The organism is Anaerolineae bacterium (genome assembly GCA_013178165.1).
Taxonomy (GTDB): Bacteria; Chloroflexota; Anaerolineae; order Aggregatilineales; family Ch27; genus Ch27.
On sequence record JABLXG010000019.1, the window covers coordinates 20,244 to 34,940 of the forward strand.

Genomic DNA, 14,697 nt, shown 5'->3' on the forward strand with positions numbered 1-14,697 from the left:
GAACCCCCTTCTTGACTCATACAGAGGAAAAGTGGCGACCCTCGCCAGGTGGTGAAGGTCGCCGCTTTTCATGTGAAGCTATCATCGCTAGGGATGGTTGCCAGTATTTTCGGTGACGTACAGTGTCCCGCCTACGGATGTGCCCTGGGCGAAGCTGCCGATCCAGATGTCGTAGCGGCCCGAAGCCGGGCTGTTAAAGTCGATCGTGGGATGCAGGGTGCCAAAGGAATCGTCCACGCAGACATATGATCCGCCTGGCGTATTGATGACCATTGTGCTATCGACGTTGCCAATGAAGTAGAAGCGGAGGGTCGGGAAGGCCCCGGCGGTGTAGTTGACCGAAAAACTGGGTGCGGACGTGGCGAACCCGGTGCAGCCGCCGCCCAGGTAAGAGACATTCGCATTGCCGCCGCCGGTGATCCCAACGGTGAAGGGATCCGGTACGAAGCCCGACGTGAGGGCAGTACTGCCGTAGGTAGGTGGCAGGGAGAAGTTCAGGGTCGCCACTACCGGGCTGGTCGGGGTAATGGTTGGCGTTGCAGTGGCGGAGGGTGTTGACGTGTAGGTTGGGAGCGTCGTCGGTGTACCGGTGGGGGTGACCGTCGCAGTGGGCGGCGGCGGGAAGCTGGCCTGGGGAATGGCGCTGCAATCCCCCTGCGTCACCACCGCGGCGATCTGGTTGGAAACCCAGGCAGCCAGACCATTATAGTTGACCTGCCACCAGGTGCTGTCAATGTTGCGCCCAATGACGTTGAGCACCATCCCTGGTGTTCCTCCGCCGAGGATGATGTGGGCGGTGCTGGGGCCATTGCGGATGTTTGCTGCGCTGGCAAAGGAAACCTGGCATGGCCCGGCGGCGATCGGAGTCACCGGTGTGCCTGTGATCGCGGCACTGACAGACGGAGATGTGGGGAGTTGAACACTCGGAACCTGGCCTGTCTGCGGCCCGCTATCCGCTGCGTGGCCCCAGTGAAGGCGTAACACCAGGGGCATGCTGGTTGGCTGAAAAGTGAGGATAAATGGCGTCTGTGGCGGCAACGTGATCGCAATTTCCGGCAGCATCCCAGCACTAACCGCCAGGGCTATCGCCCCGGACTCGGCTGTTTCCAGTGTGAATTCAGGCAACAGTGGGAGCATCTCCGTTCTGGCGACGCCGGGCGGCTCAACAGAGATAGCCAGGATGGTGCTACCCGGCAGATCAGGCGGTGGTGTTAGGTGGTAGCGCAATGCACTTGCCTGCAGGCTCACCCGGTTTTCGCCGATGATCAGGGCAGGCGGCTGTGTTGTGATGCTGGAGATCTGGATCAGCAGGTCACCAGTGCCGCTGCTGGTCTGGATCACCAGCGAGTAGAAGCCGCTCTGGGGCGCGTCCGGCTCGTCGAAGATGTACATGCCGTCTGGACCGGGTGTCAGCAGGGTGACTTGCTGGGTTGGGTCAAGCAGGACGACAGTACAGGTGAACTCTGCCAGGCGGGTAAGCCGAATCTGAAAGCTGTCGCCCTGGATGACGGAGAAGGTTCGGATGGCAACCTGGCCGGGCGTGAGGCTCACGATAGCCGGGACGTTGTATTCGAGCGGCGGCTGGTCACCACCCTGGGCATGGACGATCACACCGGTTGCTGGCAAACCAAACAGGATAAGGATGCTCAGCAAAGCGGTGAGGGGGCGCAGAAATCGGATGGCCACCTTGATTGCTAGTTGAAGACGTTCATGCTGCACTCGTTAGAATGGTAGTTGCGAAACGACCACTGGACGAGGAGGCAGCATGAACGACACCTACATTGTAACGGTATATGTCGTGCTGGATGATCTGTTGTGCGCTCTGCGGTATAGCGACGACGGGCGCGCGGAACTGAGCGCAGCGGAAATCCTGACAGTGGCAGTGGTAGCGGCCAAGTACTTTCAAAATCATCACGAACGTGCGTTGTATCTGCTGGTCCAATTGGGCTACCTGCGTGCGTTCAGTGTGTCGCGCTTCAACCGGCGGCTGCACGCGTTGAGGGAGTGGCTGTGGCACGTCGCCGGGATCATGGGTGAAGTGTTGGCCAAGGGCAAGGTCTTCATCGTGGATACGCTGCCCATCCCCATCTGCAAACGCGTGCGAGCCAAACGCTGCCGCAAGGTGCAGGGGGCGGCGTATGCCGGGTACTGTGCGGCTAAACAGGAGCACTATTTCGGTTGGCAATTGCACTTGGTCTGCGATGCTGCGGGTGTACCCGTCGTTTTTGAGCTGTTGCCAGCGGCGTGTGATGAGTTGGTCCCGATTCAGGAGTTGTTGGCGGCCTTGCCGGAGGGCAGCCAAGTGGTCGCCGACAAAGGCTATGTCAGCCAGAAAGACGAACTGATCGCCTACTGCTATGGTGGTGTGCGTCTGATCCCCACCTATCGCCGCAACATGCGCGGCAACAGCCAGGAAGATGCCCGCCTGATCCGTCAACACCGCTCGATGATCGAGACGTCAATAGCCAGTTGGAGAAGATGGGTCTGCAACGCCTTCATGCTCGTACCAATGCTGGTGTTGCCCTGAAGGTCTTGGCCTCGCTCATCGCCTTGGCCTTGACCAACGCTAACTAGCAATCAAGGTGGATGGCCATGTCTGTATCCTATTCACTAAGTGAATGATATAGATACAGTACTGTATTTATCCAAATTAGGCAACGGCTGTTCGATGAGCTGAGGGGCCATGAATCGGGTGTCTACACGGTTTGCGGGGGAGATCGTCTTGCCTCTGTTATACTTGTCAGAGATAGCCCGGCGAACTATAAAAAATTCCTAAAAACTCTGGCTGTTCATCATCGAAAGTTGGTTTTTGGTTTGCTTATCGTCGGAATATCGCTATAGTCAGGGCAGGGGACTCTGCATCTGCATGCGTACATGAGGGCAGGGCGTAGCGTCGGGGGGGCCGCGGTTGCGGTGATTCCAGCGTGATCAAGCAACTGGTCAGTTTCTTCCAGAAATTCCAGGAATTTCTGGCGCCGATGTTCGATCTCGCCCGGCATTTCCGCGGCTTTTTGGCCTTTGGGGCCTTTGTGATCATCGCCATCATTGTGCTGGCCATCCTGCTTTTTCCTCAAGGCAGCTTTGGCAGCGTTGTTGAGAATTTCAGCCGCCTGTCGCCGGACCAGTTTTTTATCATCGTCCTGGTCGTGATCATGGTGTTCCTGGTGGGTTTTTTGTTGATCGCGCTGCTGTATTCGCGGGATGTCACCCTCAGCGCGACTTATGTCCTGACCGTACTTGTTCATGAGGCGGGCGACCCCACCCGCCCGATACCGGGGGCGGAAGTGTCCCTGGTGCTGGATGAAACGATCATCCGGCAGACGGACCCGCATGGCGCGGCGACTTTTGCCTTTGACCGGCGCTGGCTGGGCAAGACGTGTGAGGTGAACGCCCGTCACCCGCGCTACGCCGCCCGCCCGCACCTGCGCGTTCCGCTTAAGCCCTCTGACCGGGTGCTGATCCCGCTGACGCCGGCGGGAGGGGTAGCCGCCGGGCCAGGGCAGGAGATGGTCTATGTGAGTTTCAGCCCCGGCAATCGCCGGGCTGCCGAGGCCATCAGCGCGCAACTGGCCCGCGAAGGCTTTGCCGTGGTCAAGGTCGAGCATGGCCAGCGCGATGCGGCCATTGATCTGGGGGTCGAGCAGGGGATTCGCCGCGCTGACGCTGTGGTGGCGCTGATGTCCCCCGGAGATGCCAGCGAGCCGCTGGTCTCCGGTGAGGTCGCTTTTGCCAGCGAGATTCGCAAGCCAGTGATCCCGGTGCGGCTGCACCCCGCCGCCCCCATGCCAGCTACGCTCGGCATCACAACGCCGATCGATATTTATACCGACTGGGGAGGGGAGAGCGAGCGCTTGGTACATACCCTGCGGGAGGTTCGACCTCCCTCGCGTCCTCCGGAGCCGGAAGTCGTCGCCCCGCCGGGTGGCGGCAGTACGCCTGCCAATCCGTTTGTTTATGGCGGGGCCGTCCGCGATGATCTGTTCGTGGGGCGTAAAGAGGTGATCGAGGCCATCGTCGGGCGGATTGGCCCGGAACTGCAGTCGGTTTCGGTGGTGGCCAACCGGCGGATGGGCAAGACATCATTGCTCAACCTGATCTGGCGGCGCTACAAGCAACTGCTGCCCGCCGAGCATACCTGGATTGTGGCCTACCTGGATATGATGAGCGCCCGGATGCACACCCCCGCTGACGCCATGCGCCTGTTGCGGCAGCGGATCACCGCCAGCATCAAGCGCGACCTGTGGCCGGAGCGCTACGATGGCCAGGTGGCCGTCATGGCGGAGAAGTTTGAGGAACTGGCCGAATCGAACATCCGCCTGGTGCTATGCCTGGACGAATGGGAGAGCGTGATGGCCCACCGGGAGATGGATGTCTTCCTGGAGCAACTGCGTTCGTCCGGGTCGCTGGGGATGCTGGGCATGATCGTGGCGACCGCCCATGAACTGATCGATCTCAAGCGCAGCGGCCAGCTGGGTTCGCCCTTCGACAACATCTTCGAGACTGTTTACCTGGGCCTGATGCCCCAGGAAGAATGGCATGAACTGGTGCAGCGCGCCTACCGGCGTAGCCGGCGCGAGGTGCGCCCCCAGGAACTGGCCCTGATCGGCGCGCTGGCCGGCGGTCACCCCTGTCTGACCCAGATGGCCGGGTATGTGGTCTGGGCGGCGCGGGAGAATGGCTGGAACCGAGCCGAAATCTGGCGGCAGTACAGCCGTCGTGTGGAACCGGTCTTTGTCAGTCTGTGGAATCGCCAGACGGCTATCCAGAAGGCGGCGATCCGGCAGGTCGTCGGCATCGACTCCGGAGAGCCGATTCCGCCGGAAGTCTGGGAGAAGCTAAAACTGCGAGGTGTGCTGACGGCTGACGGCGAGATTTTCTGCCGTCCGTTCGCCGATTACGTGCTGGCCTGCGAATTGTGATGCCAGATGTGCTTCGGGAGCCGCAATGCGTCTTTTCGTCGCCTGTGCTGGCCCGGATGAGCCGGTCCGGGAACTGATCAACATCCTGGATGATTTTGACCACCAGGCCCTGCTGGATCTATGGTTGCTGGCCGGACCGCGCTACCCCAGGAAACGCCTCCGCGCGGTGATCCAGCGTTCCGACGCATTGCTACTGATCATCACGCCGGAATCGATGACTTCCGAACGATGTCACTGGGAGGTCGCCGAGGCCAAGCGGCAGGGGGTGCCGGTAGTGGAGGTGCTCTTTGGCGGGGAAGCAGCGGGCGCGGGGCTGGTGGAAGACGCCTCTAGAGACGGGATGCGAATCAGCTTCGCTGATGGCTTGACGCCGGAGGCGGTTGGTTCCCTGCTCCGGTTGCTGGACAAGGTGCGCCCCCTGATGGCAAACCGACGTCAGGAGCCGCAGGCGCGCGGGCAACAGACCGGCCAGGGCTGGGTGGAGCGCCTGACCGGCCAGACCAGCGCGGCGGTACTGTTGACGCTGGCATTCATCCTGCTGGCCAACCTGGTATCTTCGCTGGGGGTGACGGTGATCGTCGCTGCTGAGCCGGTGGTTATCACCTTTCTGGCGGCGCTCCTGCAGGCCGGGGGTGGGCCAATCTTCGCTTTGCCGCTGGTTCTGGTGACTTTTCTGCCCCTGCGCTTCAGCATGGTGGTTCATGTCCTCCTGCAGAGCGCCCTGCTGCTCGGCTACCTGCTGACGCCCGGCGCTGGGTTCTGGTCGTATGCTACACTGGCGCTTGTGGGTTTGCTGGGCGTCGTGCTTGGTCGGCTGCGGCTGTTGTTGTGGCCGTGGCTGACTTATCGTATGATGACCGAACATCGTCGCCTGGTCGAGCAACTCGAAGCCGGCGTTGCCGATTCTGAACGCATTGACCGGCTGGTGCACTTGCTGGATCAGCCGTTGGCCATCCCTCCGGGCGGGTCAACAGCGGCTATGCTGTCACTGGCGACGGCCGGTCTCAGCCCGGAGGAGTTTGTCGCCCGGACGGAAAATGTGGCCCGCCAGCAACGCTACCAGGCCGTGGTTGGCGAGATGGGGTTGCGCAAGTTGCGCCAGGCCAGCGGCCTGGAAGACGCGCTGAGCGTCATCGAGAGGCACAATCTGGTTCCTGATAGCAGCATCTGCATGCGCTCGATGCTGGAAAAGGTGCGCTACGCTGGTTCCGGGCTGGAGAAACTGCGCATCTACGCCCGTTTCTTACAGCAACTGGAGGATGGCCGGCAGGCTCTACGTCGGGAGCACCAGCCAAACTGGCAGCAGACCCTGCAGATCTACCAGTTCATCAGCGACCTGATCTACCAGGCGATCGACTTTAGCCAGGTACAGGCTTACTGGGCGACGTATGACGCGCTGGAAGCTGCAGTAGGCAACATCCGGGTGGCGCTGGCGGCCCGCCGGGAGGCGGATGGCGACCCTCATAGCGCCGTGGAGCGCGCCCTGCAACAACTCGGCCAGGCTATCGATGGTGTGCAATGCCTGCGCCTGGATATGGGCAGCTTCTCCGCCCGCGAGCAGCGCTGGCAGCAGGCGATGCTGGAAACGGCGCTTGACCCGCGCCAGTTTCTCTCTATGGACTATCAGGAGCGCCAGGCGCTGGTGAGGCGCGAGGTGGAGCGCCTGAATGCGCTGGCCTACAGCCAGCCGGCAAGCTGGCTGGCCATCGACCGCAACGCCGTCCAGCTTACCGAGCATCATAACCCCTGGTGCGTGCTGGCTGTGCTGCTGGTCGATCTGCTGCGGGATATCCACCGGCTGGATGCGGCATATGTCGGCTGGGCGGCTGGCGAACTGACCCGCGTGCTCAACCGCATCCGCTCGGTGCAGGATGTGGCTGAACTGGAGCACCGGCTGGTCAACCTGATCATCTCCGGCGATAGTTACGGTTCCCTGATCGATAGTACCCTGCAATCGCTCCTGGATATCAGCGAGGCGGCCAGCACCGCCCTGCGCTGGCCCGGCGAATCGTTGCAGCATCAACAGTCGGTGATCGACGCGCTGGAGAAGTGCAACCAATTGCGCCTCCGGTTGCAGACCCGCTATACACACCAGCGGGCGAGCCAGTGGGCGGTAGCCGTGCAGCATATGGCCGAGGTGCTGGAGACGCATATAGGACAGTTGCAGGCCCGGACTGCGGTTCGCTACCGCAACCCGTACATCGTCGGCAAACCCATCCCGGCCCGCAACCCGACGTTGTTCAAGGGGCGTCTGGAACTGGCGCGGGAGATTGTTGACTGGCTCAACAGCGCCAACCGGCCCACGCTGGTCCTGCACGGTCCCCGGCGCATGGGCAAGACCAGCTTCCTGCTCCAGCTACAGAACCTGTTGCGCGGCTGGAACGACACCTATATCCCCGTGTTTCTGAGCGGCCAGGAAGCGGGCGTGCAGCAGAACGACGCCAGCTTCTTCTACTTCCTGGCTCGCGCCATCTACTTCCGAATGGTGCAGCGCACCGGCGCCCAGATCGCCCGGCCCACGCTGGAACAGTACACGGCCAACCCGTATGCCACGCTCAGCCCCTGGCTGCAAGATCAGATTTACCCCCTGCTGGAAGAGGGGCAGGTGCTGCTGGTGACCATTGACGAGTTTGAGAAGGTCGGGGCGGCTATCCGCAGCGGCTCGCTGACCCTGCGCATCCTGGACTTTCTGCGGGATACGATGCAGCACAGCGAACATATGTTGTTCCTGTTCTGCGGGGTGGAGACTCTGGACGCGCTGGGGCCGAACGCCGCTTCCTACTTCATCAGCGTGCAAACGGTCGAGATCAGCTATCTGAGCGAAAAAGCCGCTCAGGAACTGATCCGCATGCCGACCAACGAGCCGGGCGATGTGCCCACCTACGAGCGCGAGGTGGTTGCCGAGATTCTCCGCCTGACCAACTGCCATCCTTTCCTGATCCAGGCGATCTGCTACAAGATCGTGGACATCGCTAACCATCGCCACCTGCAGCGCATCCGCCGCCCGGTGCTGGAGGAGGCGGTGAACTGGCTTTACGGGGCGCATGGGTTGTACTTTGAACACCTGTGGGAGGATGTGGGGGAAGAGGGGCGGCGGCTCCTGGAATTGCTGGCTGAGGGGCCGGTCGCCCTGACACGCGAACAGATTGGCAGCGTGGGCGGGCAGGCGCTGCTCAAGCGGCGGCTGATCAGCCAGGACGCGGAGGGCCGCCACCGGATTGCGATCCCGCTGGTGCAGGAATGGGTCAGCCGGCGGGTGGTGGGTATAGTGCAATAATTGGAGTGAAAGTGTATTAATTGATAATTGGATTGTGACGTGATACTAACACTACTTGCATTGTTTTCGCGGTTTCGAGTACAATGGTTATAATTCACTAACTTAACGTACTCTTTGCAGAATATATGTTCTATGGCCTTATTCGTGTGATCTGGAGCCGCTGAACTTATTATGGCCCACGCACAGCCGGTTTACCTGAGTTACGCCGCCAGCGATGCCGCCTTTGCTTTGCACTTGGCCGCCGCTCTAAAGATCCGCGGGGTGAACGTCTGGCTGGATCGCCTGGATCAGGGGACGGAAGAGCGGAGCCTGCGCACGGTGCAGGGGCGGATGGCAGGCTGTGCGGGGGTGCTGGCGGTGCTCAGCCCCGCCTACCTGGAGTCGCGCTATTGCCAGCAGGAGATCGCGATCGCCGAGCAACTTGACCGGCCGATCGTGCCCGTTCTGTTGCGGCCCATCCCCGCCATTGCCGGGACGAGCGATCTGCAGGTGGTTGACTTTGCTGGTTGGTCGCAGCCGGACCTCTTCGCCGCCCGGCTGGATGATCTGCTCGACGAACTGGGAAGCTCTGTCCCTACTGCGATGACGACCGCGCCCGCCCCGCGCGAGCAGTATCTGATCCGCCTGATCGCCCGTCTGGAGGCGCGGTGCATCGCTGTCGAGCAGACGATCGTCCCTGCCCGGCAGCGCCGCCAGGCGGAGCAGGCGACACTGCGCCCGGAGCCGTTCGGCGTGGAACGCTGGCTGAGCGACGGATTGTTCGAAGTACAGGACGATCGCCAGCCGGCGGGGGCAGGCTTTCGCCGCCAGTCAACGCGTCTGGAAGGCATCGCCGCTGTAGCTCGTCAGTATCCGCGTTTTGTGCTCATCGGGCCGCCAGCGGTGGGCAAGACGACGCTGCTCAACTACCTGGCGCTGGGAGCGGCCCGCGCCAGCCTGACCGCGCCGGAATCCACACCACTGCCGATTTTGTTGCGCTGTGTGGACTGGGCTGCGGGCCAGACGGCTGTCCAGTTCGTCCGGGCCGGCTGGCCGCTGGAAACCGACCCGGTAACCCTGTTGCAGCAGGGCCGGGCGGCACTCTACCTGGACGGGCTGGGAGAGACTGATCCGGCCATCGCTGCCGCCCAGGCTGAAGCGTTGCGGCGCTGGCTGGAAGGGGATGAGGCCCCTCAGCGGCTGGTGGTCACCTGCGAGGAGCAGACCTATGCGCGTGGCCTGACCCTGGAGTTACCGGTCGTCCGTCCGGTGCCCTGGGACCGCGCCCAGGTACAGGCTTACGTGGCCGACTACCTGGATGAGGAAAAGGCGCGACGGGTGCTCCTGCGGTTGTTGCCGGATGAAGAACACCCGACCCTGAACAGCCTGACCTCCTTCCTGCATCATCCCCTGTTGCTCAGCATTTTCTCCCACATTTGCGAAATCCTGCCCGAAGACATCACCGCTTACAGCCTGGGGTTCCTGCTGGAGCAGTATGTGGTTGAGCTGTGGGAGCAGCGTGCGGCGGCGGCGACCGTCACCTTCCAGGAGATGGAGGCGGGTCTTTCCGCCCTGGCCTATGCCGCTGTGGTTGAGGAGATGCCGGTCTACCTGCCGGAAGCGTACGTTCAGGCTCACGTGCGTGACCCGCACCTGCTGGCCCCGGAGAACAGCGCCGCTTTTCTGGAGTTCAGCCGGGGTAACGTGCGCTTCATCCACGGCCTGATTCGCTACTATTTCGCCGCGCTGCACCTGATGAGTCTGGAACCGGCAGCCTGGCTGCAGCCGCCGCAGTTTGACCCCAGCGAGAACCGCATCCCGCAGCCGCTGGATCCGGTGGCGATCATCGCCGCCGGGTTGCTGCCGGATGTGGCGACCTACCTGAGGTCCATCGCGGCGATCGATCCCTACCTGGCGCTGGAATGCGCTGCCAGCGGCGTCCAGCTGGCTGAGGAGGCTTATGCCCGCCTGGTGGAGACTCTGCTCAACGCGCCGTCGGTGACTGCTGGCGGCGGGCGCGTAGCGGCCCTGCGCCTGTTGCCGCCCCGGATGCTGCAGGAACGCTTGCCGCTCCTGCTGGCGGTGATGCGTGATGGCTCCTGGGATGCCCGCTGGGCGGCGGTGGATGCCCTGCTGGAACCGGGCCTGCCGCTGGCGCTGGAAGTGGTGGAGTCGCTGCAGGATTTCAACCCCGCCCTGCGGGAGGCGGCAGCCAGCGGTCTGCGCCAGATCGGGGAATCAGTGCTGCCCACGTTGATGGCGCTGCTGCGGAATGGTGAGCCGGATGTGCGGGCCAACGCGGCCTGGGCGCTGGGCAGCCTGGCTGATCGCGCAGCCGTTCCGGCGCTGGTGGAGGCGCTCTACGATCCAGATGAGGGCGTTGTAGACCGGGCAGCGACCGCCCTGGGGCTGATCAAGGACCCGGCGGCCATCCCCTGGCTGGCGCACCTGCTGACTCATGCCAGCGTCGGGGTGCGCCGCGCTGCGGCAGAAGCGTTGCTCTGGCTGGGCGGCGAGGCGATCTCGGCCATGCTCGATGCTGTGCGTGAAGGCGATGGGGAGACGCGCGAACTGGTCATTGCGACTCTGCGCGCGGCTCCGGATAAGGCGGTCCGTCAGGCGTTGCTGGACGCGACCGGGCACCCGGATGTGGAAGTACGCAGCGCAGCCGTCGAAGCTCTGGGCGAAGCGGAGGATGATGTGACGATAACTCACCTGATCAGGCGGCTGCGGGACAAAGGTCAGTCCCAGTGGCGTTCCGAAACTATCTCCGAGACGGCCCGTCAGATGCTCCAGCGCTCAGGCCAGCCGCGCGCCCTGCAGGCAGTGGCCGATTGGGAACATGAGGAGGCCTACGCCCGCCAGATTGAAGGGTTGGATGACACCATGCCGGACGAGGAATTGCATGAGCTGCGCGGCAATCACCTGCCGGCCCGCGCCAACGGTAGCAATGGCTCCCAGAAATCCGCGGCCCGGGCCAAGGATCGGCTGCTGCACATGACCGGCAGTACGGCAGAAGCGCCCGATGGGCTGGCCAGCGCCAGCTGGGAAGAGCGCCGTGACGCTGTGGCGGCACTCGCTCACCGCGACGCACGAGTGGCCCTGCCGCTGTTGAAGCAGGCGCTCGACGACGAAGATCCGTACGTGCGCATCGCCGCCGTACGCGCCACTGGTGCCTTCAAGACGCGCGAGGCGCTGCAGTTGCTCCTGGTAGCCCTGGCCGATGAAGAAGTCCTGGTCTGTGACGCGGCGGCGGATGTGCTCCGCCAGATCGGTCGGCCAGCCATCCCTGGTCTGATCAGGGCACTGGGGGCGGAGAGCGTGGAGATGCGCGCCGCAGCGGTGGAAGTGCTGGGGGCGATTGCCGATCCGGAAGCCATCCCTCACCTGGCCCGGCTGCTGGAAGATACAGCGCGACCCTGGCTTTCGGACAAACGGGTATGCGACCTGGCTGCACAGGCCCTGCGGGCGATCAACACACCTGCGGCGCACCGCATCGTGCTGGAATGGCAGGCACGCCATGCACCGGACCCGGCGCAATTCGCCCGCCTGACCCAGGCCCAGATCGATCGGCTGACCGCCGGCGAGGCGACCGTAGAAGAATTGCTGGAAACCCTGCCGGAAAGAGAGGAACAGCCTGCGGCATCCTCCGAGACCACACCAGAAACTGACGGCAGCGATATTCTGGCCGGTCTGCTGGCCGAGCTGCAGCAGGACGGCTGGGCGACCCGCCAGGAAGCGGCCAAGGCGCTGCGCGAATACGCCAAGCTCAACCAGGGCAGCACTGATGCCGCCATAATCCGCCAGCTTACCCACGCTTTGCAGGACCCCGACTGGGTGGTGCGCTGGGCAGTCGCCGAGGCGCTGGCCTCGATCGGCACGGCAAGCGCTGTGCCTGCGCTTGTTCCGCTGGTGGCCGATCCGCATTGGCTGGTGCGGGTGGCGGCCATCCGGGCGATTATGATGCTGGGTGACGCGGAGGTCGCGCCGGAATTGGTGGGCGCCCTCAGTGATCCTAAGGAGATGGTGCGGGAGGCGGCGGCGGAGGCGCTCGGCATGATCGGCGATCAGCGGGTGGCGCCCGCGCTATTACCGCTGCTGGATGACCCGGAGGAGTTTGTGCGGATGGCGGCCATTTACGCCCTGGGCCGCCTGCGCTATGCGCCTGCCCTGGAGGCGCTGGGCCGGGCGATCGCTGATCCCAGCGTCAACATCCGCTGGGCAGCGGCGGTAGCCGTCGCCGATGTGGGCGACCCGGCGGCGGTCCCGATTCTGGCGCCCGCGCTGGCCGATGCCAGCAGCCCCAGCTGGGGCGACGGGCGCGTGTGTGACGTGGCCGCCCGCGCGCTGGAGGCGCTTGATACGCCTGAGGCGCGGGAGGCGTTGGAAGCGTGGCGATCCACGTGTAGTCTGGTCTGAGGGGGAAAGCGACAGGCAGGATAGGCGGGCGGCGCGCCACAGGGGGATGAGCAGGGGGGTGCGCTGGCAGCGGCGCTGACAATCCGACCGGCCCGCGAGTGTTTCTGAGCAATCGTGTTGTCCAGCAGTTCATGCGCGGGTTTTCATAGCAAGCAGGTCTCACATGCGTCTATTTATCAGCTATGCCAGAGTCGATCGACTGTATTGCCTCAAGATCGTCGATTTACTTGACGTGCACGAGACGTGGCTTGACCACCGGCTGTACGCTGGCCAGAACTGGTGGAAGGAAATCCTCCGCCGCCTGGAATGGTGCGAGGGCTTCGTCTACTTGCTGTCGCCCGATTCGCTCGCCTCGGAGTATTGCCGCCGGGAGTACGAACTGGCCGTCAGTATGGGCCGCGCGATCATTCCTGTGCTGATCCACGAGCAGGTTTCCCTGCCGGAGGAACTGGCCAACATCCAGCATGTGGACCTCAGTCACGGGATCACGCCGGAAGGCGTGCGTATGCTGCTCAACTCTATCCATCTGGCCGAACGGCACATGCGCAGCCAGCCCGCCCGCCAGCCGGGCCGGATCTCATCGGAGGCACTCAAGCCGCCCGCGCCTGAGCAGGCACAGGTGATCTTTGCCGCCGCCGAAGCCATGGAAAAGGGCCAGTTCGATCGGGCAGTCTTTCTGCTCAAGCAGGCCAAAGAGAATAACTTCAAGTCCAAGTTCATCGATCTGGATGTCCTGCTGCGGGAAGCGCTGATCGGGCTGGAACAGCAATCGCTCCAGCGCGAGGCCGAGCGCGAGTACCGGCAGATCGCCGAATTGATGAAATTCAGCCGGACTCGTCGGCTGGGTTGCCAGGCGTTTCGCGCTTTCCAGCAGGAGTTCCCCAACCACGATCCGGACGGCATTGCTGAGATCTGTGCGGAGATGCAGGCTCAGGCCCGACAACCGGCGCAATCGATCGGGGGTAGCGCCCCCGCGCCTGCCGCCCTGCCCGCGACTACCCAGACGGCCCGACCTGCGCCGCAGACTCCTCAGCCTGTAGCCCGACCCGCGCCTCAGCCAGCCACGGCGTCCGCTGCTACGAACCGTCCGACGGGGGCGCCGCCAGTCTCACCGCGAACCACAACCGGGGCAACTGCCCCATCGCCGGGTTATGGCAGCGCGGCAGGGACAGGTGGGCGCAGCAGCACATCGCTGGCGCAGTCGCTGCCGACGGTAGCGCCGCCACGGCCTCCATCCGCGGTAGCTACGCCTCAGCCGCGCACCAATGGGCCAACGGGGCCAGCGACGCCGCCCCGTCCGACGCCCCGCGCGCCCGCGCCCTTCCGCCTGCGCCTGCTGCAATGGTGCGAAATCCCCACCGGGCCGGTGCTGCTGGGCAACAACAGCCAGGAAACGATGGCGCCGGAGGTCGTGGTTGACCGTTTTTACATCAGCAAGTACCTGGTCACCAACGAGCAGTACCAGGCTTTCCTGGATGCTCCCGACGGCTATGCCAATGAGCAATGGTGGGCATTTTCGCCGCACGCTCAACAATGGCGGGCGGAAAACCCGACTTCGCGCAGCTCCAAATTCAAGGGCGATGAGCGCCCGCGGGAGATGGTCAACTGGTTTGACGCCATGGCCTTTTGCGGCTGGCTGGGCAGCCGTCTCGGCGCTACCGTGACGCTGCCCACCGTGCGCCAGTGGGTGCGCGCCGCCCGTGGCAGCGACAGCCGCACCTATCCCTGGGGCAATAAGTTCGATGAAGACCGCTGCAATACCAGCCACAGCCGGCTGAAGATGACCACGCCGGTCACGCGCTACCCGAACGGGGCCAGCCCGTTCGGCGTGTTCGATATGGCTGGCAATGTCTGGGAGTGGTGTCGCAACCCCAAAGGCGATGACAGCGATGTGCCGGAGATCACCAGTGCCCAGGAACGCGCCGTACATGGCGGCTCCTTTATCGGGCCGGCGGAACGGGCCAGCATCGTGTTCCAGTACTATTTGAATCCGCGCCTGTATTTCTCCTCGATCGGGTTCCGCGTGGTGTTGCTGCGCTGAACCGACCGATCCGGCGTTTCGGCCAGATCGCAGCCGGGGCGGCCTCGAACCGTCCCGGCTGT

The 14,697-nt window shown here is 63.5% G+C and carries 6 protein-coding genes; 5 read left to right on the forward strand and 1 reads right to left on the reverse strand.

Annotation, left to right across the window (positions count from 1 at the left end; translation table 11 throughout):
* Nucleotides 1-87: 87 nt before the first annotated feature.
* Nucleotides 88-1,686 (reverse strand): SH3 domain-containing protein, encoded by a 1,599-nt coding sequence (locus tag HPY64_11675; protein ID NPV67797.1) that lies wholly within the window; start codon nucleotides 1,684-1,686, stop codon nucleotides 88-90.
* 79 nt (nucleotides 1,687-1,765) lie between these two features.
* Between HPY64_11675 and HPY64_11680 the strand changes: the two genes are divergently transcribed.
* From HPY64_11680 to HPY64_11700, 5 genes are all read left to right on the forward strand, one after another.
* Complete coding sequence (locus HPY64_11680) at nucleotides 1,766-2,527, forward strand: IS982 family transposase (protein NPV67798.1); 762 nt, start codon at nucleotides 1,766-1,768, stop codon at nucleotides 2,525-2,527.
* Between the two features lie 397 nt (nucleotides 2,528-2,924).
* Entirely contained in the window at nucleotides 2,925-4,919 is a 1,995-nt protein-coding gene (locus HPY64_11685; GenBank protein ID NPV67799.1) for a TIR domain-containing protein, read from the forward strand.
* A 25-nt stretch (nucleotides 4,920-4,944) separates the two neighbouring features.
* Nucleotides 4,945-8,196, forward strand: a complete 3,252-nt coding sequence (locus HPY64_11690) for a hypothetical protein (GenBank protein ID NPV67800.1) — start codon at nucleotides 4,945-4,947, stop codon at nucleotides 8,194-8,196.
* A 171-nt stretch (nucleotides 8,197-8,367) separates the two neighbouring features.
* Nucleotides 8,368-12,594 (forward strand): TIR domain-containing protein, encoded by a 4,227-nt coding sequence (locus HPY64_11695; GenBank protein NPV67801.1) that lies wholly within the window; start codon nucleotides 8,368-8,370, stop codon nucleotides 12,592-12,594.
* 163 nt (nucleotides 12,595-12,757) lie between these two features.
* Nucleotides 12,758-14,635: an SUMF1/EgtB/PvdO family nonheme iron enzyme gene (locus HPY64_11700; protein ID NPV67802.1), complete on the forward strand. Its 1,878-nt coding sequence runs from the start codon at nucleotides 12,758-12,760 to the stop codon at nucleotides 14,633-14,635.
* Nucleotides 14,636-14,697: the final 62 nt, after the last annotated feature.